Here is a 22335-nt window from a genome sequence, read left to right on the forward strand (position 1 = left end):
GCTCAGCGCCAGAAGGGGGCGGCATCGCGGAGCGCGCGAAAGGCGGTGCGCGCTTCACCGAGCAGGCGCTCACGATCGCCGGTGGCGAAAAGTGCGACCGCTTCGGGAACTGCATCGAGCGACAGGCTGCGCAGCAATTGGGGCGCGGTGGCGATGTCGTTGAGCGCGCCGAGCCGGTCCTGCAGCGCCTCGGTAAGCTTGGCATGGTCGCGCAGCGCCGCAGACTGTCCGTCGTCGGCAAACAGCGGCGCGAAGAAATCGGCGGTGTAGCGCAGCTTCTTGACCGTCTTGCGCAGGCGGTGCCGGGCCGCATCGTCGAGGCGCGCGAAGTGGCGCCCGCGCTTGCGGACCTTCCGGTGTAGCCGGTCCAGTGCCTCGGCCGCGAAGCCGCGCACCGGACGCGCGCACGGCGCCGCGGCTTCCCCGCCCGTGCGCCAGTCGCCGATGGTGAGCCATTCGACGAGATCGAGCATCAGATGGCGTGTGCGCGGGGCGAGCAGCGCGGCGGTGGCGCGCGCATAGGCGGCTTCGCGCGCGGGACGCAGCCGGTCGGCGAGCGCCCCCGGCCCGGCGCGCGTGGCAAGGACGTCGAGATCGCGCGCGGCGCCCAATTCGCCGGCAAGCCAGCGCAGCTCGTCGTCCCAGCGCGCGGCAGCGGAGCGCGGAAACAGCGGCGCGTGAACCGCGAGGGCCGAGCGCAGCCGTCGCAGCGCGACGCGCGCCTGATGCAGCGCGCCGGGATCGCCGCGCTCGATCACCGTCGCGGCGTTGAGGCGGAACTGGCGCAGGCAGGCGCGGGCGATGGCGCAAAACGCCTCCGCCGCCGTGATCCCGGCCGCCAGCGCCACCGGCCGGGCCTTTTCGGCCGGAGCCGGAGGCGCGAGCAGCCGGTAGCCGCGGTCGGCCTTGCTGAGTATAGCGATGTGCACCGGGGTCGCTGCATCGATCCGGCGGGCGAGGGCGAATAGTGCGGGGATCGCGCTGCCCTTTGCCTCGAGCTCGATCTCGTCGATCGGGGTTTCGGCGTCGGGGGTGGCGACGCGGGCGTGATCGAGTGCGACCTCGATCCCGCCGAGATCCCAGAGCATCCGTTCGTTTTCGATCGTAAAGACGGGACCGAGCTTCGCCGTGTGCGCGCCCAGCGTCGCCGCGATGGGGGTGCGATCGTCGAGCACTGGGATGTCGCCCTCCACCGCAAATTCCCATTCGGCGCGCGCGAAGAGGCCCGCGGCCGCGGCGCGCGCCTTCACCGTCTGGACGCGCTTCGTGCCGCTCGTGCGGATGCGCAGCGAAAAGCCTGCGGCGGCGAGCGCGCGGTCGGGAGTGTCGAAATAGACGGCGTGCTGGGCGATGATCGTCGGCGGCGCGCCGAACAGCGCCGGCCAATCGACCGTGCTGCGCGCGTCCGGCGCGAGTTCGAGCTTGAGCTCGACCTCTTCGCTCGACTTGCCGCCCATCCCTTGCCCCTCTTGCGATCGCCGCCGACCGGCGCCGCTGCTTAGCGCCTTAGCGTCCGGATTGCCATCGCTCGCTGGTGCAGCCCGGACTTGCAGGGGGATGAACGGCGGGGCCGTTTTGCGACATTTTGCGACACTATTTCGACGATGCGGCAATGCTGTGGGACAAATGGAGCCTAGAAGGGCGTCATCGGGACCGAAGGCTCTCCCCCCTTTCATGCGGTCCCTTGGACAGGAGTTTGTGACGTGAAAAAGAAGATGACCCTTTTGACGCTGGGCGCTGCGCTGATCGCGGTGCCGGTGCTGGCCGCCCCCGGCGGCGACCGCAACATGGGCGACGCCAACAAGGACGGCGTGCTGACCCGCGCCGAGGCCGAAGCGCACGCCAAGGCGATGTTCGTCAAGCTCGACGTCAACAAGGACGGCAAGCTCGACCAGGCCGATCGCGCCGCACGCCACGCCGAAAAGCGCGCCCAGATGTTCGACCGGCTCGACGCCAACAAGGATGGCAGCATCAGCAAGGCCGAATGGGACCAGGCCGATGCTGCGCGCGAAGCGAAGCGCGCCGAATGGAAAGCCAAGCGCGGCGAACGCGCCGGTGCGCCGGGCAACGGCGCTGAGCGACACGCGATGCGCGGCCATCACGGCGGCAAGCGCGGCGGACATGGCGGTCCGGGCGGCTGGATGAAGGCCGATGCCAATGGCGACAAGGCGATCAGCCAGGCCGAATTCGTCGCCGGCGCGCTGGCGCGCTTCGACCGGATGGATGCCAACAAGGACGGCAAGGTGACGGCCGAAGAACGGCAGGCCATGCGCCAGGCGATGCGCGACAAGCGCGGTGCACCGCCGGCGCCGCCCGCCGCCAACTGATCGGCAGCGACGCGGGCGGCGTGGACGGGCCTACCCCCCCCCTTCCTAGCCCCCCACGCTGGCATTGCCTTTGCCGCCGCGTCCTGCCAGCTATCGCCCATCGGCCCCCAGTGGGCCGGTGGGCGAACTAGTTTTTTTAGCGGATAGCCATGACCGATAGCGACACCCCCCGCATCCTGCTGATCGACGACGAACCGTCGATCCGCGAGCCGCTTTCCGAATATCTGGAGGCGCAGGGATTTGCCGTGACCGATGCCGCCAATGCCGCCGAAGCGCGGTCGGTGTTGCGCGCGCAATCGGTCGACCTGGTAGTAAGCGACATCATGATGCCCGGCGAGGACGGCCTGTCGCTGACCCGCCATCTGCGCGAGACGAGCAGCATCCCCGTGATCCTGCTCACCGCGCGCGCCGAAGATACCGAGCGCATCATCGGGCTGGAGATCGGCGCCGACGACTATGTCGTCAAGCCCTTCAACCCGCGCGAACTGGTCGCGCGCATCCGCACCGTGCTGCGGCGGACGCAGCCGAACGGCCGCGCGGTCGATCCGGGCGGGACGAGCTATGCCTTCGGGCCGTGGGTGCTGCGCGAGGTCGAACGCGTGCTGGTCGACGAGGCGGGCACCGAAGTCGCGCTGTCGTCCGGCGAATATCACCTGCTTCACGCGCTGGTGCGCCATCCGCGACAGGTAATGAGCCGCGACCGGCTGCTCGATCTGGTGCGCGGGCGCGAGGCCGACATCTTCGACCGCGCGATCGACAATCTGGTCAGCCGCCTGCGCAAGAAGATCGAGGAAGACCCCGCGCACCCGCAGATCGTCAAGACGGTGTGGGGCGGCGGCTATACGCTGGCTTGCGAGGTCAAGCGGCTGGGACCGGCCGCATGAGCATTCGTCTGTGGCCGCGCAGCCTGATCGGGCAGTTGGTGCTGGCCGTCGCGGCGATGCTGTTCGTCGCGCAGGGGATCAATTTCGTGATGCTCGCCCGCGGGCAGAAGCAGCAGACGCTTGCGCATGGCGGCGGCATGGCGGTCGCACGGATCATCGACGCAATCGATCGCGACCGGCGCGGCCGGATCGACAATGGCGCCGCGAGCGGCCGGCACGACCGCGTCCAGAAACTGCTGATTACCGACCGGCCGCCGCCGCTGATTCCGGGGTCGGTGCCGCTTGCCGACCTGTCGGCCTATGTCGCCGACCTGCTGAGCGAAGGCGGGGTCAAGGCGAGCGAGGTGTCCGCCTGGGCGATGCCGCTGCGGCCGCGCGCGCAGAAGACCAGCTATCCCGGCCGCGTCGTCGTGGTGAGCGCGCGCGTCGACGGGCGCTATTTCACCGTGCGCAGCCGCATTCCGGCGACCGGCGGGCGCCTGCAGGGCTTTTTGCTGTGGCAGACGCTGTCGCTCTATCTGCTGTTGCTCGTGCCGATCATCCTGATCGCGTGGCGCGTCGCGGCGCCGCTGCGCGAGTTGACCCGTGCGGTGCGGGCCAATCCGGCGGCGCGCGATCTGCAGCCGATCGACGAGGCGGGTCCGTCCGACGTGCGCGACCTGATCGCGGCGTTCAACGCCTATCGCGCGCGCATCGGCACGATGCTCGCCGACAAGGACCGGATGCTGGGTGCGGTCGGCCACGATTTGCGCACCCCGCTCGCGAGCCTGCGCGTCCGTGTCGAGCAGGTCGACGACGACCGCTTGCGCGAAAAAATGATCGCCTCGATCGAGGAAATGACCGCGATGCTGGCCGACATATTGGCGCTCGCGCGGTCGGGGGCGGGAACCGAAGCGCCCGAGGCGATCGCGCTGCCGCTGCTGCTGCGCGAACTGACGGCTGACTATGGCGAGCAGGGCAAGGATGTTGCGGCGGGCGCGCTCGCCGAGGCGGCGGTGCGGGCGCGGCCGATGCTGCTGCGCCGCGCGCTACGCAACCTGATCGACAATGCGCTGGCCTATGGCGTTCGCGCGCGGCTGTCGGTGGTGCGCGAGGGCGACCATGCGCGCATCATCGTGTCCGACGACGGCCCGGGGCTGACCGACGAGCAGATCCGCACGCTGGTCGAACCCTTTGCGCGCGGCGAGCAGTCGCGGAACCGCGCGACGGGCGGCGCCGGCCTCGGCCTGTCGATCGCGCGCGAGATTGCGGCGGGTGAGGGCGGCGAACTGGTACTGGCGAACCGCCCGGGCGGAGGGCTCGACGCGGCGATTGTGTTGCCGGTTTTGGCGTGAGACGGGTTTGGGGTGGTTAGCGGACGGCAGACAACGATTGAAACGCGGTTCAGTATCGTTCCTCGAAAGTCCAGCCCGAGAGAGTCAGTGCGAAATCGCCGAACTCGCGAACGGGGCCTTCTTGAGGTGACCAGCGATTAACAAAATGGTAGCCGTTGCGATCGGCGCCTTCCACGATCCATTGGCTACCGTCGAGTCCGCTATTGCAATCGGTAGCTCGCTGTTTGAGGACTTTTGTCGCGGACAAAATGGCGTCGAGTTTTGCTATTTCGATAGCCGAAAGCGGACGCGTCACTTCACGTTCGACTATGCCGGGCTCATAGCCACCCTCGCCGGACAGTTGGTTGGCAACCAATTTAGCCTCTTTGCCGGAGCGTTCTATGCGAACGATCACCGGATGATGAAAAGTGGGCAACCAAGTAAAGCGCAGTGTCGACGTTCCTGCCGTGGTGGCAGCCCGAGATCGCTCGTACAGCGAAGGCTCGCCAGCCGCATCCCAATATTGGGGGTACCAGTCGTTTTCGACTTTACTGATCGTCGCGAAGCACTCGGGATAGCCTTTAAAATTGCAGACCTGTGCCGGCTTGCCGAAGGAACCGGGAAAATAGCTCTTGCCTGCCTTCGAAGGTTCGATCGCCACATTATCGCCCGGCAGTGCGATGCAGCGGCGATCAATTGCTGGAGTCGCGTCATGGCCGGAACCGCAGCTTGTCAGGACGAATGCAAGAACGATCGAAGCTGCTCTCATGCTTCGATTTCTATGGATGAAAAATCCTTATTCAAGTGCCTATTGCGGGAGAGAGAGAAAGAGAGAGGCGAACGTCCGCAACCGGTCGTTTCCGGTCATTCGGTCCAGAGCGTCAAAAGCGGCTGTTGGTGTTGTGAATCCCTGGACCCCGGCTTTCGCCGGGGTCCACAATATCACCGCGGGACTTTCATACGATTGGGATAGCAATGCTGTCGGCCGCGCGGCTGCGCTGCTGCGCGTGCCGGGGCGATCCCGATCTGCCGGTCAATTCGCCCGGTGTTTGCGGAAAATGTCGGCGAGCATGCGGAATTCGTCGGCGCGCGGGCTGCCCTTGCGCCAGACGAGGGCGATGGTGCGCCAGTCGTGGTCGGAATCGAGCGGGCGGGTGTCGATGTCGGTGTGGTCGAGGATACCCGCCTCGATCGCCATCTGCGGCAACATGGTGATGCCCAGACCGTTGTCGACCATCTGGACGAGCGTGTGGAGCGAGGTGCCCATCATGCGTGCGCCCGCGCGCAGTTCGGGGCGGTTGCAGGCGGCGAGGGCGTGGTCTTTCAGGCAGTGGCCGTCCTCGAGCATCAGCATCTGCGCGGGGTCGATCTGGTCGGCGCTGACCATCGCGGGAAGATCCTCCGACTGGTCGCCGGGGAAGGCGACGAACAGCGCGTCGTCGAACAGCGCCTCGCTCTCCACATCGCCGCAGGCGTAGGGCAGGGCGAGCAGCACGCAATCGACCTGGCCGTGGTGCAGCGATTCGCACGCCTGCGCGCTGGGCTCTTCGCGCAGGAACAGCTTGAGCGACGGGCGTTCCTTGCGCAGCCGCGGCAACAGGTCGGGCAGCAGGAAGGGCGCGATCGTCGGGATCACGCTCATCCGCAATTCGCCGACGAGCGGTGCCGAGGCGGCGGCGGCCATGTCGGCAAGCTCCTCCGCCTCGCGCAGCACGCGGTGCGCCTTTTCGACGATCGCGTCGCCGAGCCCGGTAAAGCGGACGACGCGGCGGGTGCGTTCGACGAGGGTCTGGCCGAGCAGGGTTTCCAGCTCGCGGATGCCCGCCGACAGCGTCGACTGGGTGACGTTGCAGGCATCGGCGGCGCGGCCGAAATGACCGTGCTCGTGCAGCGCGACGAGATATTGCATCTGCTTGAGCGAGGGCAGGTAATACTGCATTGATCGAATATAGCAATCGGATCGGCGATTTCGAGTGGCTTTGTCGATTATATGCGTCGCGGTCGCATGATAGGCAGGCAAGCGGACCGGATCGATGGCCGACGAAGGTGGGCATGAAGGGGACGTGATGGCGACTTCGCGATTTCTGCTCGGCGGCGTGGCGAGCGCGCTGCTGCTGACGGGCGGTGTGTTCCTGTGGAAAGGCTATAGCCAGATTGCCGCAGAGGATGTGGTGCCGGCCCCGCCGCCGCGGCTTGCCGCGCTGCCGGTCGCGGGCCCCGATGCGCCGAAGCGCGGTGCCGCGCCGCCCGCCTTGCCTGCCGCCAAGGCCGAATCGCGCGAGGAGCGCCGGTTCAACCGCTATGACCGCGATCGTAACGAGCGGATCAGCCGCGTCGAGATGATGGCGACGCGCAGCGCCGCCTTTCGCAAGCTCGACAAGAATGGCGACAATCTGCTCAGCTTCGAGGAATGGGCGGCGGCGACGAGCGACCGCTTTGCCGGGGCCGACGCCGACAAGTCGGGCGACCTGACCCGCGCCGAATTCGCAACGACCGCGCCGAAGCCGACGGCGAAACCGAAATGCCGCTGTTGACGGGACGCCAGCTTCGGGGAGCTAAGGCGCGTGGACACGTTCCAACCTGATCGAACGTCCGCTTTCGCGAATGTTCGGCATCGAACGAATGAGCGGGATGGGGGTGGTGAGCGGCCCTTATGTCGACATTTTTGAGATTGCTTGCAGCGCCGCCGCGATCGCGAAAAATCCTGCAAATATGCGCCATCCGATAACTTCTTTCGGACTCAGGGGATTTGCTCGACCGAAGCTGGCAATTTTGAGCATGCGTCGGGGCATGGCGGCTATCAGTAAGAAGAACCCCACGGCAGTTAAGTCGAATTCTAGCGACATGGGTTGTGGTAACATTATTTTATCGCCTGCTAGCGTCGCTCGATTTAGCTGAGGCTCAGAACTTCTGCAATCGGTCGTGTCCGGAAAGGCAGCTTTCCGAACGAAATAACGGTTAGCTGCAGTTCCCGCGGCGTTGGAATTTGCCCACGCGGCTTAGTCTCCGGGGCGCTAGCTTCGGGGATCGAAGCCCAGCCAGTCGGCGGGTGGCATCAGGAAGAGGTCTGTGTCTTCGGTGCGGCACCCGGCGGCGGTCAGCATCGCGTGGACCTGGCCGCGGTGGTGCGTCTGGTGGTTGAAGATATGCGGCAGCACTATGCCGAGCGAGGCGGAGACGTTCCGGCCCGCGGCGCCGCTGTACCAGTCGAGATTGCCGGCAACGGCGCCTGGCGCCATCGCGTCGGCCCAGGCGACGATGAGCGTGTCCATCGCGGTGCGCTGCGCCTTCAGATCGTCCCAGTCGGCGACGAAGCCGCCGCTTTCCTTGCCCGGACAATCGGGCGGCGGGCAGCGGTCGAAGCGCGACAGCCAGATGCGGTCGGCCCACAAAAGGTGCGAGAGCGTCGCGTGGATCGACCCGAAAAAGGCGCCGCGATCCAACCGTCGCTCGGCATCGGTCAGCGTATCGGCGGCGGCATAGGCGGCGCGGTTCTGCCACCCGTTGTAGCGCGCCATCATCTGCACGAAGCGATTGTCGATCATCGGCCTGTCTCCCGCGCGCCTGCCGCCACGCCAATGACATGCTTGTCAGCAAGCCGCTTGGCATCCGTCAAGTCTTGCCGCATGCTCCGGCAAAACAAGGGAGAGTGTGCAATGCGATTCCATGTCCTGTCGCTGGCCGCCGCGATGGTCGCGGTCGCCGCCAGTCCGGCCGCTGCCAAGACGATCAATGTCTCGGCCGAGGGCGCCGACGCCAACGAGAAATTGCAGGAGGCGCTGATCCTCGCCGAACCCGGCGACGTGGTGCAACTGGGCGCGGGCACCTGGACGCTGACCGACGGGCTGTCGCTCGACGTCGACAATGTCACGCTGCGCGGCGCGGGGACGGGCGAGGGCGGATCGATCCTCGACTTTTCGGGACAGCAGGGGGCGGGCGAGGGGCTGCTCGTCACTTCCGACGATGTGCTGCTCGCCAATTTCGCGGTGCTCAACACGCGCGGCGACGGCATCAAGTCGAAAGGCGCCGACCGCATCGTCTATAACGAGCTGCGCGTCGAATGGACCGCGGGGCCGAAGGAAACCAACGGCGCCTATGGCATCTATCCGGTCGAAAGCCAGGATGTGCTGATCGACAGCGTCTATGTGCGCGGCGCATCGGACGCCGGCATTTATGTCGGCCAGTCGCGCAACATCGTCGTGCGCGATTCGATCGCGACCGAAAATGTCGCCGGGATCGAGATCGAAAACTGTTTCGACGCCGATGTGCACGACAATATCGCGACCAAGAATACCGGCGGGATACTGGTGTTCGACCTGCCCAATCTGCCGCAGCAGGGCGGGCATAATGTCCGCGTCTTCGACAATGTCGTCAGCGACAACAGCACGCCCAATTTCGCGCCGAAGGGCAATATCGTCGCCAGCGTACCGACGGGGACGGGGGTGCTGGTGATGGCGAACCGCAATGTCGAGGTTTTCGACAATGTGTTCGAGGACAATGGCACCGCCAATGTGATGATCGTCGGCTATCGCTACGACCAGAAAGACCCCAAATATCAGCCGCTGCCGCGCCAGATCGTCGTGCGCGACAATGCGCATGGCAAGGCGGGCTTTGCGCCGGCCTTTGCCGGCGGTGCCGAGATTGCGGCGGCGATGGGCGGGGCGATCCCGCCGGTGCTGTGGGACGGCGCCGGCGACGCGATCGTCGTCGACGATGTCGGCGTGCTGTCGCTCGGCCTGCCCGACGTGACGACGCCGCAGAGCGAAGCGAAGCCGGTGCCGGTCAAGCTGGGCGGCACGCCGCCGCCCGCGCTGCCCGCCATCGTGCTGCCCGAGGGCATGGAGGCCAAGGTCCAGTGAAGCGTATCGCCGCCGCGCTGATCGCGGCGCTGCTCTGCGCCAGCGCGGGGGGCGGGGCGGCGCCGGCCGCGGTCGATCAGGCCTTGCTCGAGGGCAGCGCGATGCCCGCGAAGCTTTCCGCCTTCGGGCTGTTCGCGGGCAATGATCCGGCGCGGCCGGTCGCGAGCTTTGCCTATACACTGCGCACGCCCTTGTTCAGCGACTATGCCGAAAAGCACCGGTTCGTGTCGATCCCGGCGGGCAAGCGGGCGACGGTGCTGGCGGACGGCACGGTCGATTTTCCGGTCGGCACGGTGATCGTCAAAAGCTTCGGCTGGCCCGACTTCAATGAGGGCCGTCCGGTCGAAACGCGGCTGCTGATCCACCGCGCGAGCGGCTGGGTGGCGCTGCCCTACATCTGGGATGCCGACGGCAAGGACGCCTCGCTCGCCATTGCGGGGCGGCGCGTGCCGGTGGCGTTCAAGAGCCCCGACGGGACGGCGCATGCGATCCAATATGGCGTGCCCAACCGCAACCAGTGCAAGGAATGCCACAGCCGCGCGGGCACGATCGTCCCCATCGGCCCCAAGGCGCGCAACATGGTGCTGGCGGATACGGTCGGCGCCGACACGCGCGCGCTCTATTTCACCAACCCCGCCGCGCTGAAACCGGTGATGCCGCGCTGGGACGATCCGGCGAGCGGCACGCTGCAGGACCGCGCGCGCGCCTATCTCGAGGCCAATTGCGCGCATTGCCACAATCCCGAGGGCAGCGCGTCGAACAGCGGGCTGTTCCTGCGCTGGACCGACCCGGTCGGGGTCAATTACGGCATCGGCAAGCGTCCCACCGCCGCCGGGCGGGGCAGCGGCGGCATGGATTTCGCGATCCAGCCGGGCGATCCCGACCACAGCTTCCTGATCTACCGCCTCGAAAGCCTCGATCCCGGCATCGCGATGCCCGAACTTGGCCGCTCGACGGTTCACAAGGAAGGCGCGGCGCTGTTGCGGGAATGGATTGCGGCGATGCCCAAAGACGCGCATTAGGCTGGCCCGATGACCGCTCTCGTCCTCCATGATTATTTCCGCTCGTCGGCCAGCTTTCGCGTTCGCATCGCGCTGAACCTCAAAGGCCTCGATTACGAGCGCGTCGAGGTCAGCCTGATCGCTGGCGAGCAGAAGAGCGACGCCTATCTTGCGCAAAATGCCCAGGGCTTCGTGCCGATGCTCGTCGCCGACGGCGAGCCGATCATCCAGAGCCTTGCGATCATCGACTGGCTCGACCGCGCGCACCCCGAACCGCGCCTGATCCCCGACGATCCGATGGCACGCGCAGTGGCGCTGGCGCAGGCCTATGTCGTCGCATGCGATATCCACCCGCTCAACAATCTGCGCGTGCTCAAATATCTGACCCGCGACCTGGGGCTCAACGAACAGACCAAGGATCGCTGGATCGCCGAATGGATATTGCAGGGCTTCGACGCGCTGGAGGCGATGGCCGGCGACGGCACCTATCTCGGCGGCGACGAACCGGGGATCGCCGACTGCTGTCTGGTGCCGCAGATGTACAACGCGCGCCGGTTCGAGGTGCCGCTGGACCATTATCCGCGCCTCATGGAAATCGATGCTGCATGCATGGAGCATGAGGCGTTCCGGCGCGCGCATCCCGATGCGGTGAAGCCCGCGTGATCCGGCTGGCGGTGGGGGTGGCCGCGCTGGCGATGCCGGCGGCGGCGGCGGCGCAGGACACCGCGTCCGAAAATCCCGATACCTGCCTTTGCAACGTCGGCCGCCCTGACCTCCGCGAAATCGTCGTTACCGGCGCCGGCTCGCTGCAGCTGCCCAAGGGCGATGCGATACAGGGCGTCGCGCTGGTCGGCGGCCTCGACCCCGGCGTCGGCGCGCGGATAGAAAATCGCCTCCGCGACGAAGCGGGCCTCGTCCAGTTCCGCCGGAGCGACGGGCGCAGCGCCCATCCGACGAGCCAGGGCGTCACCCTGCGCGGCCTTGGCGGCAACGCCTCGGCACGCGCGCTGGTGACATTGGACGGAGTGCCGCAGGCCGATCCGTTCGGCGGCTGGGTCGCGTGGAGCGCCTATGACGCGATCCATCTCGGCGGCATCCTCGTGACGCGCGGCGGTGGCAGCGGTGCCGATGGCCCAGGCGCGCTGGCCGGCACCATCGGCCTCTATTCCAAGATGACCGACGGCGTCACCGCCAGCGCGGCCTATGGCAGCCGCGACAGCTTCGACGCGTCGGCGAGCGCGGGGGCCGAACTCGGCAACGGACAGGTCGCGATCGATGGCCGCTACAGTCGCGGCGACGGCTTCGTGCCTGTCGTTGCCGATCAGCGCGGCGCTGTCGATCGGGCGGCCCCCTATGAGCAAGGCGGGCTGGGCGTTCGCCTGCGCTTCGATGTCGGCCCCGACAGCCGGATCGAGGCGAGCGTGCGCGGCTTTTCGGACCGGCGCGACCGCGGCACCGATTTCACGACCAGCACGGTCGACGGGATTGATGCCAGCTTGCGGTATCTGCACGAACCCGCGGACGGGCTGCAATGGCTCGCGCTCGGCTATGTCCAGCTCCGCGATTTCGACACCGGTTTTGCCAGCGTCGCTGCGAACCGCAACAGCGTGGCGCCGGCGCTTTTTCAGCAGGTGCCGGCGACCGGGCTCGGCGCGCGCGTCGAATTGCGGCCCGCGTTCGGCGGGGCCAACCCGCTGCGTATCGGCGCCGACTGGCGCCGCACGGTCGGGCGGACCGAGGAGGATTATTTCTTCACCGGACTCAACCCCGGCCGTCACCGCAGCGCGGGGGGCAGCAGCGACACCGTCGGCGCCTTCGCCGAATGGACGTCGGGTAGCGAAGATGACGGCTTGCTGTGGACGCTCAGCGGCCGGGTCGATCATTGGTGGATCGGCACCGGATACCGGCACGAATATAATTTCGGTGGATCGACGATCACCGACGCCCGCTTTGCGGCGCGGCAGGGCTGGGAAGGCAGCGGGCGTGCGGGCGTGCGCTGGACGGCGGGCGATGTGGCGCTGCGCGCGGCGGCCTATCGCGGCTGGCGCCTGCCGACGCTCAACGAACTCTACCGGCCTTTCCGCGTCGGCGCCGATGCGACGGCGGCGAACGAGGCGCTGGCCCCCGAACGATTGTGGGGCGGCGAGATCGGCGCCGACTGGCGGCGCGGCGACACGAAGCTGGGCGTCACGCTGTTCGCGAACCGGCTCGACAATGCGATCGCCAATGTCACGCTCGGCACCGGTCCCGGCAGTTTTCCCGGCGTCGGTTTCGTCGCGGCGGGGGCGAGCTATAGCCAGCGGCAGAATCTCGACGCGATCGACAGCAAGGGCATCGAAGTCAGCGCCGAACAGCGCGCCGGCCCGCTGACGCTGCGCGCCACCTATGCCTTTACCGATGCGCGCGTCGCTGCGTCGGGTGCCGCGGCTGCGCTTGACGGCAAGCGGCCGGCGCAGATCGCGAAACATGGCGCCAGCCTGTCGCTGCGGACGGGCGAGGCGGGGCCGTTCGGCGGCTTCGCGACCCTGCGCTATATCGGCAGGCAGAATGAGGATGATCTGGGGCTGCAACCGCTCGGCGACGCGCTGACCGTCGATGCCGGGCTGTCGTTGCGGTTGACGCAGGGCTTGCGGATCGAAGCGCGCGGCGAGAATATCTTTGACGCGCTCGTTCCGGCGGCGCTGTCGTCGGCGGGCATATTGGAACGCGCGACGCCGCGGACCTTGTGGGTGGGGGTACGCGCCGCTTATTGATTTCGCAGGCGGCGCAGAGGCGATAAGGATAGGGGCATGGCGGCGAAGACACTCAATCTCGGCGAATTTCTGCCCTATCGGCTGTCGATTGCGTCGAACGCGGTATCGAGCCGGATTGCCGCCGAATATCAGAGCCGCTTCGGCCTGAAGATCCCCGAATGGCGGCTGATGGCGGTGCTCGGCGAAGGGCGACCGCTGACCCAGCGCGAACTGGTCGCCGCGACGCGGATGGACAAGGTGACGGTCAATCGCGCCGCCAAGGCACTGGCCGACCGCCAGCTTATCGCGCGCCAGGCGCACGAGGCCGACGGACGCTCGCACCATCTGGAACTGACCGCGGCGGGGCGCTCGCTCTATGACGCGATCGTGCCGGCCGCGCTCGCGAGCGAGGCGAAGCTGGAGGCGGCGCTGGACGCGGGCGAGCGCGCCGCGCTGATGGCGATCCTCGCCAAACTGACGAGCGCCGCGGAAGATTATGGCGGATAGGCTTTATCGTGCCCCCGCAGCCGGCGCGCTGCGTATCGAGCCGCTTGGCGACCTGACCGCGATCTTCGATCGGCGTTCGATGCAGACGCATCTGGTCGTCGCGCCGATGCCCGAAATAATTGCCGCGATGGGCGATACGCCCTGCGACGCAGCGATTCTGGCGGAGCGGCTCGCCGCCATGTTCGACCTGGCGGACGCGGGCGACGACGATGTCGCGGCGGTCTTGCGCGAGCGGCTCGCCGAGCTTGCGGCGCTGGGCCTGGCGGCGGCGGCGTGAGGCACAGCACGCGCATTGCGGTGGGGCCGGTCCAGTTTCGCATCGGCAGCGACTGGCGCGCGCCGATCGACGCGCTCGATCGCCTCTATGCGGGCTATCCCAAGGACATGGCCCGCCCTGCCGATGCGACGGTGCGGCTGTTCGCCGCGCGCCCGTGGCGCCGCTGGCTGCGCCCGTCGGTGCATATCGGCGGCGATTTCATCGTTCCCGACGCGCTGCCGCTGCCGCTGTCGATGGGCTTGCTGGCCGCCGAAATGGGGATGAATTTGCAGGTCGCGCTCGGCTGGCGGCGGCACATGCTGCTCCACGCGAGCGCGGTGGCACGCGACGGGCGCGCGGTAATCCTGTCGGGCGAATCGGGATCGGGGAAATCGACGCTCGCGGCGCTGCTTGGCGAAGGCGCGTGGCGGCTGATGGGCGACGAATTCACGCTGATCGAGCCCGCGAGCGGCGATGCGCTGGGCTTTCCGCGAGCGGTCAGCCTGAAGAATGCGGCGATCGCCGAAATCGCGGCGCGCGTCGACCCCGCGCGGCTCGGCCCGCTGCTCGCCGGAACCCCGAAGGGCGATATCCGCCATCTGATCCCGCGCGCCGATGCGATCGCCGGGATGCACGAACCGGCCCGCCCCGCGCTGATCCTGTTTCCGCGCTTCGGCGGCGCGGCGGCGATCGAACCGATGGCGCCGGGCGAGGTGTTCGTCCGCCTGACCGAAGCATCGACCAACTATGTCGCGCTCGGCGAAGCAGGCTTTGCTGCGCTGACGCGGCTGGTTCGCGCGACGCCCGCCTTCGGCATCAGCTATCCCGACAGCGCGGCCGGCATGGCGCTGGTCGAGCAGCTATGGGCGGAGGCAGTGCGATGAGCGGTGTTCGCACGCTGGTCGATCTGCTCGCGGGGCGGCGCGATGCGGACGGCCTTGCGCCGCGCGACTGGGACGGGGTGATCGGCGCCGCGCGCGCCGAGGCGCTGCTCGCGACGCTCGCGCACCGGCTTCAGCATGCGGCGCTGCCGCCGTCCGTCGCGGCGCTGTTCGCCGACCAGCGCGCCGCCGCCGCGGTCGCGCGGGCGCAGGCGTTGTGGGAGGCCGAGATGGCGCGCCGCGCGCTCGCGCCCGAAGGGATCGCGTTCGTGCTGCTGAAAGGCACCGCTTATGCGGCGGCGGGCCTGTCGTGCGCCGAGGGGCGCCAGATCGGCGACCTCGACATATTGGTCGGCTGGCACGACATCGGCCGTGCCGAAAAGGAGCTGATCGGGGCGGGCTGGGAATGGGTGAAGCCCGATCCCTATGACGACGCCTATTATCGCGAACATATGCACGAGCTGCCGCCGCTGATCCACAAGGCGCGCGACCGGATGATCGACGTCCACCACACGATATTGCCGCGCACGCACCGCGTCACGCCCGACGCGCTGGCGATGATCGGCGATGCGGTCGTGGCCGATGGCGGTTTTGCCGTGCTGTGTCCGACCGACATGGCGTGCCACTGCGCCGCGCACCTGCTCGCCGACGGCGACTTGCAGGGCGGCCTGCGCAATCTGTGGGATTTCCATTGTCTGACGCGCGATTTCGCGGCCGCCGATGCGGGCTTCTGGGGCGAGCTCGATGCGCGCGCCGCGCTTCATGGCCTGCGCGCGCCGGTGCAGCGCGCCGCCCGGTTGGCGCGCGATCTTTACGGTGCGGCGCTGCCGCCCGGCTGGAAACGGCGCGAGTCGGGCGATGGCTGGTTCGTCCGCCGATTGCTCGCGCGCGACGATTGGGGGCGACCCACGCATTTCGCGTTGCAACAGGCGTTCTACATCCGCTCGCACTGGCTGCGCATGCCGCCGGTGATGCTCGCGAAGCACCTCTGGACGAAGTGGCGGAAGGGCTAGGGCGATCCTTCCGACTATATCGTCATCCCGGCGAAGGCCGGGATCTCGCCGTCGCTTCATGTGGGGAGGGTGAGATCCCGGCCTTCGCCGGGATGACGAACAAGGAGGGCCTATAGTCGGGTCAGCAGCGGCAGAAGCTCGTCATAATGGCCGATCAAATGGTCGGCGCCCAAGGCTTCGGCGGGGCGATCGAGGAAGCCGAAACGCACCGCGACGCTGGGAACTCCGGCGGCGCGCGCCGCCATGACGTCATAGATTGAATCGCCGACGAAGACGGCCCGTCCGCCGCCGCTCCGCTCGATCATCGCCAGCACCGGTTCGGGCGCGGGCTTGCGCACGCCGAGCGTGTCGCCGCCGACGATCGCCGCCATGCGATCCGCCAGTCCCAGTTCGCCGAGCAGCTTGCGCGCCATATGTTCGGCCTTGTTGGTCGCTACCGCGCAGCGCACCCCGCGCGCTTCCAGCGCGTCGAGCGCCGCGATCAGGCCGGGGTAGGGGCGGCTCTCGACCGCGATATGCGCTTCGTAATAGGCAAGCAGCTCGCCGAGCAAACGATCGAAATCTTCGTCCGGAACGCCGCCGGTCGCGATCAGCCCCTGTTCGAGCATGTGACGCGCACCGAGGCCGATCATCGGCCGCACCATGGTTTCGGCAAGCGGCGCGCGCCCGATCCGCGACAGCGCATGGTTGACCGCAGCGGTGAGATCGCCCGCGGTATCGATCAGCGTGCCGTCGAGATCGAAGCCGACGATGCGGAAGGGAAAATCGTTCATGCCGGTCCGCATGGGCGCTCGCTCTGGAATCCGCAATGATTTGCTGGCATGGCACGCGGCATGAGCAACGCAATCGCCGCCGTCATCCTTGCCGCGGGCAAGGGCACCCGCATGAAGTCCGATCTCCACAAGGTGCTGCACCCCATCGCAGGGCGGCCGATGCTGATGCATTTGCTGGGCGGGCTGGCGGGGCTGGCGCCCGCCGCGACGGTGGTTGTCGTTGGCGACAAGCGCGAGCAGGTCGAAGCGGCGCTCGCCGGCACCGGCGCGGTCGTCGCGGTGCAGGAGCCGCAGCTCGGCACCGCGCATGCCGCCTTGCAGGCGAAGGATGCGCTGGCGGGTTTCGACGGGATCGTCCTCGTCTGTTTCGGCGACTGTCCGATGTTGACCGCAGCGACCGTGCTGCGTCTGTGCGGTGCACTCGATGAAGGTGCCGCCGTTGCAGTGCTGGGTTTCCGTCCGACCGATGCCGCCGCCTATGGCCGGATCATCGCCGATGCCGACGGCACGGTTCGCAAGATGGTCGAATATAAGGACGCCAGCGATGCCGAACGCGCGGTCGATCTTTGCAATTCGGGGGTCATCGTCGCACACGCCGCCGATATGTGGCGCCTGCTCGAAGCCGTGGGCAATGACAATGCACAGGGCGAATATTATCTGCCCGATGTCGCAACCGGGGCAATCGGCGAAGGCAAACGCGTTCGGGTGATCGAAACCAGCGCTGCCGAAGTGGCGGGGATCAACAGCCGCGCCGAACTTGCTGCCGCCGAGGCGCAGTGGCAGGCGTTCAAGCGCGAGGAGGCGATGGCGGGCGGCGCGTCGCTGCGGGCGCCCGAAACGGTATGGTTCAGTTGGGACACCGAAATCGGCCGCGACGTGACGGTCGAGCCCAATGTCGTCTTCGGCCCCGGCGTCCGCGTCGCCGACGGCGCGACGATCCGCGCCTTCAGCCATATCGAGGGCGCGAGCATCGGTGCGCGGTGCGAGGTTGGCCCCTATGCCCGGCTGCGGCCCGGCGCGGTGCTTGAAGACAAGGCCAAGGTCGGCAATTTCGTCGAGGTGAAGAAGGCGGTGCTCGGCAAGGGCGCCAAGGCGAACCACCTCAGCTACATCGGCGATGCGACGGTCGGGGCGGGCGCGAACATCGGCGCCGGCACGATCACCTGCAATTATGACGGCTATTTCAAATATCAGACGGTGATCGGCGAACGCGCCTTCATCGGGTCGAACAGCGCGCTGGTCGCGCCGGTGAAGATCGGCGCCGACGCGATTGTCGGGGCGGGCAGCACGGTGACGCGCGACGTGATGGACGGCGAGCTTCGCATCGTCCGCGCCGAACAGTCGGTGAAGCCCGGCTGGGCCGACCGGTTCCACGATGCGATGCGCAAGAAGAAGGCGGCGGAGAAAAAGGCATGAGCGACCGGTACGAGGACAAACCCTTCCTGCGCTATGTCGACGCCTGGGTGCTCGACGCGATCGGGCATCTCGACGAGGCGACGCGCGCCTATTGCGCGGCGATGGAGCCGACGCTGCGCCACAGCCTGGGCCTTGCCGGAAGCTGGCAGGAGATGGTCGCGCAGCAGATGAAATTCGCGCCCGACTTTTCGGCGCAGATCCGCAAGATATGGGACGATGGCCGCGTCAAATTCGCCGCCGCGCACGGCCGTCCCGCCGATCCGGTGCAATTCGCGATGACCTTCGTCGACTGCAATTTCGGGCGCGCGTAAGGATTGACATGATATCATGATATGATATCAGTATATCAATGACGCGGATACTTGCCGACCTGCCCGATGAGGACATCGAGCGCCTTGACCGCATCGCGCGCGAGCAGGGCAAAAGCCGCGCGGCCGTCCTGCGCGAGGCGGTGGCGGCCTATAATGCGCAGCCCTCGCTAGAGGGCGGCGACTGGATTGATCAGGGCTTCGGCCTTTGGGCCAGGTATGGTCTGGCAGAGGATCCGTCCGATTATGCCCGGCGCCGGCGCGCGGAATGGACGCGCCCGTGGGACGATGATTATGAGGAGGTTCGGGCCGAATCTCCCGACCTGTTCGATGCCGAGGATGATCGGCAGCGCCAGCTCTATCTCGATATGCTTGCAGGCAAATATCCTGCGCCCAAGGCACCGCCCCGGCCGTGAGCGGTTATGCTTTCGACGCCAATATCGTGATCGATGCGCTCGCGGGCTACCCGCCGGCCCGCGCGGAGATTCAACGTGCGGTAAGCCATGGTTCGCGACCGTGGATCAGCCGCATGGCGTGGATCGAAGTGCTGTCGAAAGGACATGACGCCATCGTCCGCGAGGCGACCGCGTTCCTCTCGCACTTCGGGCTTGATGAAATCGACGAAGAGATCGCCCAGCGCGCCGCGGCGCTGCGCCGCGATCGGCCGCGGTTGAAATCGCCCGATGCCATCATACTTGCGACGGCCCAGATCAGGGGGCGCGTTCTCGTGACCCGAAACATCAAGGATTTTCCGGCGGCGATGCCGGGCATCCGCGTTCCTTACACGCTCTAGAAGAAAGCATAGCCCCCATGTGCGGAATCATCGGAATTATCGGCCAGGCCCAGGTGGCGGATCGCCTCGTCGACGGGCTGAGGCGCATGGAATATCGCGGCTATGACTCGGCGGGCGTTTGCACGGTCGAGGACGGCCAGCTGATCCGCCGCCGCGCCGAGGGGAAGCTCAATAATCTCGTCAAGGAACTCGCCGGCCATCCGGCGCCCGGCACCGTCGGGATTGCGCACACGCGCTGGGCGACGCACGGCGCCCCGACGACGAGCAACGCGCATCCGCACGCGACGCAGGAAGTGGCGCTCGTCCACAACGGGATCATCGAGAATTTCAAGCCGCTGCGCGAGGCGTTGCAGGCGCGCGGCCGCGTGTTCGAAAGCGAAACCGACACCGAAGTCGTCGCGCACCTCGTTTCGGAACAGGTCGAGGCGGGCAAATCGCCGCAGGAGGCGGTGCAGGCGGTGCTGCCGCAGCTTCGCGGCGCCTTTGCGCTCGCCATCGCCTTTCGCCAGCATCCCGATTTGCTGATCGGTGCGCGCCTCGGCTCGCCGCTCGTCGTCGGCTATGGCGAGGGCGAGACCTATCTTGGCTCCGATGCGCTCGCGCTTGCGCCGCTGACGCAGAAGATTTCCTACCTCGAAGAGGGCGACTGGGTCGTCATCACGAAGGACGGCGCGCAGATCCACGACGCCGACAACAATCCGGTGACGCGCGAGATCACGACCTCGGGCGTCACCGCCGCGGCGGTCGAGAAGGGCAATTACCGCCACTTCATGCAGAAGGAAATTTTCGAGCAGCCGACCGTCGTCGCGCAGACGCTCTCCTCCTACATCCGTCCGCTCGAACAGACGGTGGCGCTGCCGCAGATGGATTTCGACCTGTCGGCGATCGACCGCATCACCATCGTCGCGTGCGGCACCAGCTATTATGCCGGCATGGTCGCCAAATATTGGTTCGAGACCTTTGCGCGCGTTCCGGTCGACATCGATGTCGCGAGCGAGTTCCGCTACCGCGATCCGGTGTTGCAACCGGGCGGGCTCGCGCTCTTCATCTCGCAGTCGGGCGAGACCGCCGACACGCTCGCCGCGCTGCGCCATTGCAAGGCGAACGACCAGACGATCGCGGTCGTCGTAAACGTGCCGACGAGCAGCATGGCGCGCGAGGCCGACCTGTTGCTCCCGACGCATGCGGGGCCGGAAATCGGTGTCGCGTCGACCAAGGCCTTCACCTGTCAGCTCGCGGTGCTCGCGGCGCTCGCCGCGCACCTCGCGCTCAAGAAGGGCAAGTTGACCGAGGGTGACGAGCGCGAGATCGTCAAGCATCTGATCGAAGCGCCCGCCGCATTGAACGCCGCGCTCGCGCATGACGAGGAAATCGCGGCGATGGCGCATCTGATCGCCCCGGCGCGCGACGTCCTCTATCTGGGGCGCGGCCCCGACTATCCGCTGGCGCTCGAAGGCGCGCTGAAACTCAAGGAAATCAGTTACATCCACGCCGAAGGCTATGCCTCGGGCGAGATGAAGCACGGCCCGATCGCGCTGATCGACGAGGCGGTCCCGGTGATCGTCCTCGCGCCCAGCGGGCCGCTCTTCGAAAAGACCGTCAGCAACATGCAGGAAGTGATGGCGCGCGGCGGCAAGGTCGTGCTGATTTCGGACGCGGAAGGGCTTGCCGAAGCCGGCGACGGCTGCATGGCGACGATCGAAATGCCCAAGGTCCACCCGCTGATCGCGCCGCTCGTTTATGCGGTGCCGGTGCAGTTGCTAGCGTACCATGTGGCGGTGGCGAAGGGGACCGACGTTGACCAGCCGCGGAACCTCGCGAAGTCGGTGACGGTGGAGTGACCTGGAACACCACCTGCCACTGCGGTGCCGTTTCGGTACGGCTTGCCAAGGCGCCCGAGGAGGTGGCCGAGTGCAATTGCTCGCTCTGCTTATCGCATGGTATCCTCTGGGCCTATTATTCGCCGAAGGACGTCACGATCGAGGGCGAAACGCGGACCTATAATCGCGCCGACCGGGCGAACCCCAATTCGGATCTGCATTTCTGTGCGACCTGCGGCTGTTCGACGCATTGGTCGGCGACCGCGGGGCTGATCGAGCGGATGGGCGGCGCGGTCGATCTGATGGGGGTCAACATGCGGCTGTTCGCGCCCGACCGGCTCAGCGGGTTGAAGCTCGTCTTTCCCGACGGGCGCGGCTGGTCGGGCGAGGGGGCGTGGGGCTATGCGCGCGATGCCGCGGTGATGCCCTGAGGCCGGCGGTTCACTCCGCCGCGTTCGCTTGCGCCAGGATCGATGCCGCAATGTCGTCGATCTTGCCGGCGACCAGAAGCGGCGCACCGCCGACCATGCCGACCTGCGTCTGGCCATTTTCATAGTTGCGAAGCCAGGCGACATTTTCGGCAACGAGGAGATAGTCGCCGCCGCGCGATTTCAGGGTAATGAATTTCATGACTGTGTCTCCTGACCCCGGCCGCTCTATCGGTGAAGTATGAAGATAATGAGTTCCGCGTAATGCCCCCCGCCATCATTTTCGATTTCGACGGCGTCATCGCCGACAGCGAGGTGCGCGCGAACACGACGCTTGCCGAAAGCCTGACCGCGATCGGCCTGCCGACGAGCTATGACGAATGTCTGCGCGACTATTACGGCCATAATTGGCAGGAGACGCAGCGGCGGATCGAGGCGCGGCTGGGCGGGCCGCTGCCGCCCGATTTTCGCGAACAGCACCGGGCGCGGGCGCGCGAGCGCTTTGCCGAGGGGTTTGCGCCGGTGCCGGGGGCACCCGAGTTTCTGGCGACGCTGGGCGACCGGCCGCGCGCCATCGCCTCGTCGAGCAGCTCTGCCTATATCGCCATGTCGCTCGACCGCTTCGGGCTTGCGCATCATTTCGGCCCGCACGTCTACAGCGCCGACGGCTGGGATCGCGGCAAACCGCATCCCGACATCTATCTGGCGGCGGCGAAGGGCATCGGCGCCGATCCCGCCGCCTGTCTGGCGATCGAGGATTCGCCGACGGGCGCGCAGGCGGCGCTTGCCGCGGGGATGACCGTCGTCGGCTTTTGCGGCGCCGGGCATATTGTCGATCGCGGCGCGCATGGCGCGATGCTGCGCGCCGTCGGCGTGCACCATATTGCGGAGGACTTCGCGGATATCGCGACCATCTGATCCTATTTTGTCATCCCCGCGCAGGCGGGGATCCAGCTGCGCGACTATGCGGGAACAAGCTGGATCCCCGCCTGCGCGGGGATGACGAGGGGAAGGAGGTAGGATC

At 67.2% G+C, this 22335-nt stretch carries 26 protein-coding genes; 20 read left to right on the forward strand and 6 right to left on the reverse strand.

Going from position 1 to position 22335, the window contains the following annotated elements:
- Positions 1-2 precede the first annotated feature (2 nt).
- Entirely contained in the window at positions 3-1457 is a 1455-nt protein-coding gene (locus EBMC1_RS15340) for a CYTH and CHAD domain-containing protein (protein ID WP_003050372.1), read from the reverse strand.
- A gap of 246 nt (positions 1458-1703) precedes the next feature.
- On the opposite strand from EBMC1_RS15340, the gene EBMC1_RS15345 reads away from it, so the two are divergent.
- From EBMC1_RS15345 to EBMC1_RS15355, 3 genes are all read left to right on the forward strand, one after another.
- On the forward strand, positions 1704-2327 hold the full coding sequence (locus EBMC1_RS15345; RefSeq protein ID WP_003050374.1) for a hypothetical protein: 624 nt from the start codon (positions 1704-1706) through the stop codon (positions 2325-2327).
- Between the two features lie 149 nt (positions 2328-2476).
- On the forward strand, positions 2477-3211 hold the full coding sequence (locus EBMC1_RS15350; protein ID WP_003050377.1) for a response regulator: 735 nt from the start codon (positions 2477-2479) through the stop codon (positions 3209-3211).
- The gene (locus EBMC1_RS15355) at positions 3208-4545 is read left to right on the forward strand and encodes a sensor histidine kinase (protein WP_003050380.1); all 1338 of its coding nucleotides are present in this window, start codon (positions 3208-3210) and stop codon (positions 4543-4545) included. The genes EBMC1_RS15350 and EBMC1_RS15355 overlap by 4 nt, the downstream gene beginning before the upstream one ends.
- A gap of 49 nt (positions 4546-4594) precedes the next feature.
- Here EBMC1_RS15355 and EBMC1_RS18535 read toward each other — a convergent pair whose 3' ends face one another.
- Both EBMC1_RS18535 and EBMC1_RS15360 read right to left on the reverse strand, forming a co-directional pair.
- A complete protein-coding gene (locus EBMC1_RS18535) occupies positions 4595-5293 on the reverse strand; it encodes a hypothetical protein (RefSeq protein WP_156001381.1) in 699 nt (232 codons plus the stop codon).
- Positions 5294-5557: 264 nt separating this feature from the next.
- On the reverse strand, positions 5558-6463 hold the full coding sequence (locus EBMC1_RS15360; protein ID WP_003050383.1) for a hydrogen peroxide-inducible genes activator: 906 nt from the start codon (positions 6461-6463) through the stop codon (positions 5558-5560).
- Between the two features lie 127 nt (positions 6464-6590).
- On the opposite strand from EBMC1_RS15360, the gene EBMC1_RS15365 reads away from it, so the two are divergent.
- Both EBMC1_RS15365 and EBMC1_RS18540 read left to right on the forward strand, forming a co-directional pair.
- Complete coding sequence (locus EBMC1_RS15365; RefSeq protein WP_003050386.1) at positions 6591-7058, forward strand: EF-hand domain-containing protein; 468 nt, start codon at positions 6591-6593, stop codon at positions 7056-7058.
- Between the two features lie 70 nt (positions 7059-7128).
- Complete coding sequence (locus tag EBMC1_RS18540) at positions 7129-7422, forward strand: hypothetical protein (protein WP_156001383.1); 294 nt, start codon at positions 7129-7131, stop codon at positions 7420-7422.
- A 116-nt stretch (positions 7423-7538) separates the two neighbouring features.
- Here the strand turns inward: EBMC1_RS18540 and EBMC1_RS15370 are convergent, their stop codons facing one another.
- Positions 7539-8069, reverse strand: coding sequence for a DinB family protein (locus EBMC1_RS15370; protein WP_003050388.1), 531 nt, complete (start codon positions 8067-8069; stop codon positions 7539-7541).
- A gap of 111 nt (positions 8070-8180) precedes the next feature.
- Between EBMC1_RS15370 and EBMC1_RS15375 the strand changes: the two genes are divergently transcribed.
- Genes EBMC1_RS15375 through EBMC1_RS15410 form a run of 8 tightly spaced genes read left to right on the forward strand, consistent with a single transcriptional unit; the run spans position 8181 to position 15773 of the window.
- Entirely contained in the window at positions 8181-9383 is a 1203-nt protein-coding gene (locus tag EBMC1_RS15375) for a parallel beta-helix domain-containing protein (protein ID WP_003050390.1), read from the forward strand.
- Complete coding sequence (locus tag EBMC1_RS15380; protein ID WP_003050392.1) at positions 9380-10405, forward strand: SO2930 family diheme c-type cytochrome; 1026 nt, start codon at positions 9380-9382, stop codon at positions 10403-10405. Before EBMC1_RS15375 ends, EBMC1_RS15380 begins: the two co-directional genes overlap by 4 nt.
- A gap of 9 nt (positions 10406-10414) precedes the next feature.
- The gene (maiA, locus tag EBMC1_RS15385; RefSeq protein ID WP_003050395.1) at positions 10415-11047 is read left to right on the forward strand and encodes a maleylacetoacetate isomerase; all 633 of its coding nucleotides are present in this window, start codon (positions 10415-10417) and stop codon (positions 11045-11047) included.
- Positions 11044-13137: a TonB-dependent receptor gene (locus EBMC1_RS15390; protein WP_003050397.1), complete on the forward strand. Its 2094-nt coding sequence runs from the start codon at positions 11044-11046 to the stop codon at positions 13135-13137. Before maiA ends, EBMC1_RS15390 begins: the two co-directional genes overlap by 4 nt.
- Positions 13138-13173: 36 nt before the next feature.
- A complete protein-coding gene (locus EBMC1_RS15395) occupies positions 13174-13623 on the forward strand; it encodes a MarR family winged helix-turn-helix transcriptional regulator (protein WP_003050400.1) in 450 nt (149 codons plus the stop codon).
- The gene (locus EBMC1_RS15400; RefSeq protein ID WP_003050402.1) at positions 13613-13900 is read left to right on the forward strand and encodes an HPr-rel-A system PqqD family peptide chaperone; all 288 of its coding nucleotides are present in this window, start codon (positions 13613-13615) and stop codon (positions 13898-13900) included. The genes EBMC1_RS15395 and EBMC1_RS15400 overlap by 11 nt, the downstream gene beginning before the upstream one ends.
- Entirely contained in the window at positions 13897-14763 is an 867-nt protein-coding gene (locus tag EBMC1_RS15405; protein WP_040590587.1) for an HprK-related kinase A, read from the forward strand. The genes EBMC1_RS15400 and EBMC1_RS15405 overlap by 4 nt, the downstream gene beginning before the upstream one ends.
- Positions 14760-15773 (forward strand): nucleotidyltransferase domain-containing protein, encoded by a 1014-nt coding sequence (locus EBMC1_RS15410; RefSeq protein WP_003050406.1) that lies wholly within the window; start codon positions 14760-14762, stop codon positions 15771-15773. Before EBMC1_RS15405 ends, EBMC1_RS15410 begins: the two co-directional genes overlap by 4 nt.
- 110 nt (positions 15774-15883) lie before the next feature.
- On the opposite strand, the gene EBMC1_RS15415 is transcribed toward EBMC1_RS15410, so the two are convergent.
- Positions 15884-16546: an HAD-IA family hydrolase gene (locus EBMC1_RS15415; protein WP_040590619.1), complete on the reverse strand. Its 663-nt coding sequence runs from the start codon at positions 16544-16546 to the stop codon at positions 15884-15886.
- A 48-nt stretch (positions 16547-16594) separates the two neighbouring features.
- On the opposite strand from EBMC1_RS15415, the gene glmU reads away from it, so the two are divergent.
- Genes glmU through EBMC1_RS15445 form a run of 6 tightly spaced genes read left to right on the forward strand, consistent with a single transcriptional unit; the run spans position 16595 to position 21314 of the window.
- A complete protein-coding gene (gene glmU / locus EBMC1_RS15420) occupies positions 16595-17962 on the forward strand; it encodes a bifunctional UDP-N-acetylglucosamine diphosphorylase/glucosamine-1-phosphate N-acetyltransferase GlmU (RefSeq protein WP_003050408.1) in 1368 nt (455 codons plus the stop codon).
- A complete protein-coding gene (locus EBMC1_RS15425) occupies positions 17959-18273 on the forward strand; it encodes a hypothetical protein (protein ID WP_003050409.1) in 315 nt (104 codons plus the stop codon). Before glmU ends, EBMC1_RS15425 begins: the two co-directional genes overlap by 4 nt.
- A 38-nt stretch (positions 18274-18311) precedes the next feature.
- A complete protein-coding gene (locus EBMC1_RS15430) occupies positions 18312-18686 on the forward strand; it encodes a ribbon-helix-helix protein, CopG family (RefSeq protein WP_003050411.1) in 375 nt (124 codons plus the stop codon).
- Positions 18683-19063, forward strand: coding sequence for a type II toxin-antitoxin system VapC family toxin (locus EBMC1_RS15435; protein ID WP_003050413.1), 381 nt, complete (start codon positions 18683-18685; stop codon positions 19061-19063). Before EBMC1_RS15430 ends, EBMC1_RS15435 begins: the two co-directional genes overlap by 4 nt.
- 17 nt (positions 19064-19080) lie before the next feature.
- Positions 19081-20904, forward strand: a complete 1824-nt coding sequence (gene glmS, locus EBMC1_RS15440) for a glutamine--fructose-6-phosphate transaminase (isomerizing) (protein ID WP_003050415.1) — start codon at positions 19081-19083, stop codon at positions 20902-20904.
- Positions 20901-21314, forward strand: a complete 414-nt coding sequence (locus EBMC1_RS15445) for a GFA family protein (protein WP_040590589.1) — start codon at positions 20901-20903, stop codon at positions 21312-21314. The genes glmS and EBMC1_RS15445 overlap by 4 nt, the downstream gene beginning before the upstream one ends.
- A gap of 10 nt (positions 21315-21324) precedes the next feature.
- Here EBMC1_RS15445 and EBMC1_RS15450 read toward each other — a convergent pair whose 3' ends face one another.
- Complete coding sequence (locus EBMC1_RS15450) at positions 21325-21513, reverse strand: hypothetical protein (RefSeq protein WP_003050419.1); 189 nt, start codon at positions 21511-21513, stop codon at positions 21325-21327.
- 62 nt (positions 21514-21575) lie between these two features.
- Between EBMC1_RS15450 and EBMC1_RS15455 the strand changes: the two genes are divergently transcribed.
- Complete coding sequence (locus EBMC1_RS15455; RefSeq protein ID WP_003050420.1) at positions 21576-22229, forward strand: HAD family hydrolase; 654 nt, start codon at positions 21576-21578, stop codon at positions 22227-22229.
- Positions 22230-22335: the final 106 nt, after the last annotated feature.

This window comes from Sphingopyxis sp. MC1 (assembly GCF_000371385.1).
GTDB classification, from domain to species: Bacteria; Pseudomonadota; Alphaproteobacteria; order Sphingomonadales; family Sphingomonadaceae; genus Sphingopyxis; species Sphingopyxis terrae.

Coding starts and splice junctions, on each gene's coding strand:
- EBMC1_RS15350 (WP_003050377.1), top strand. CDS start 2,477: ATGACCGATAGCGACACCCCCCGCATCCTGCTGATCGACGACGAACCG.
- EBMC1_RS18535 (WP_156001381.1), bottom strand. CDS start 5,293: ATGAGAGCAGCTTCGATCGTTCTTGCATTCGTCCTGACAAGCTGCGGT.
- EBMC1_RS15355 (WP_003050380.1), top strand. CDS start 3,208: ATGAGCATTCGTCTGTGGCCGCGCAGCCTGATCGGGCAGTTGGTGCTG.
- EBMC1_RS15415 (WP_040590619.1), bottom strand. CDS start 16,546: ATGAACGATTTTCCCTTCCGCATCGTCGGCTTCGATCTCGACGGCACG.
- EBMC1_RS15375 (WP_003050390.1), top strand. CDS start 8,181: ATGCGATTCCATGTCCTGTCGCTGGCCGCCGCGATGGTCGCGGTCGCC.
- EBMC1_RS15370 (WP_003050388.1), bottom strand. CDS start 8,069: ATGATCGACAATCGCTTCGTGCAGATGATGGCGCGCTACAACGGGTGG.
- EBMC1_RS15340 (WP_003050372.1), bottom strand. CDS start 1,457: ATGGGCGGCAAGTCGAGCGAAGAGGTCGAGCTCAAGCTCGAACTCGCG.
- EBMC1_RS15455 (WP_003050420.1), top strand. CDS start 21,576: ATGCCCCCCGCCATCATTTTCGATTTCGACGGCGTCATCGCCGACAGC.
- glmU (WP_003050408.1), top strand. CDS start 16,595: ATGGCACGCGGCATGAGCAACGCAATCGCCGCCGTCATCCTTGCCGCG.
- EBMC1_RS15425 (WP_003050409.1), top strand. CDS start 17,959: ATGAGCGACCGGTACGAGGACAAACCCTTCCTGCGCTATGTCGACGCC.
- EBMC1_RS15450 (WP_003050419.1), bottom strand. CDS start 21,513: ATGAAATTCATTACCCTGAAATCGCGCGGCGGCGACTATCTCCTCGTT.
- EBMC1_RS15365 (WP_003050386.1), top strand. CDS start 6,591: ATGGCGACTTCGCGATTTCTGCTCGGCGGCGTGGCGAGCGCGCTGCTG.
- EBMC1_RS15430 (WP_003050411.1), top strand. CDS start 18,312: ATGACGCGGATACTTGCCGACCTGCCCGATGAGGACATCGAGCGCCTT.
- EBMC1_RS15410 (WP_003050406.1), top strand. CDS start 14,760: ATGAGCGGTGTTCGCACGCTGGTCGATCTGCTCGCGGGGCGGCGCGAT.
- EBMC1_RS15400 (WP_003050402.1), top strand. CDS start 13,613: ATGGCGGATAGGCTTTATCGTGCCCCCGCAGCCGGCGCGCTGCGTATC.
- maiA (WP_003050395.1), top strand. CDS start 10,415: ATGACCGCTCTCGTCCTCCATGATTATTTCCGCTCGTCGGCCAGCTTT.
- glmS (WP_003050415.1), top strand. CDS start 19,081: ATGTGCGGAATCATCGGAATTATCGGCCAGGCCCAGGTGGCGGATCGC.
- EBMC1_RS15360 (WP_003050383.1), bottom strand. CDS start 6,463: ATGCAGTATTACCTGCCCTCGCTCAAGCAGATGCAATATCTCGTCGCG.
- EBMC1_RS15395 (WP_003050400.1), top strand. CDS start 13,174: ATGGCGGCGAAGACACTCAATCTCGGCGAATTTCTGCCCTATCGGCTG.
- EBMC1_RS18540 (WP_156001383.1), top strand. CDS start 7,129: ATGTTCGGCATCGAACGAATGAGCGGGATGGGGGTGGTGAGCGGCCCT.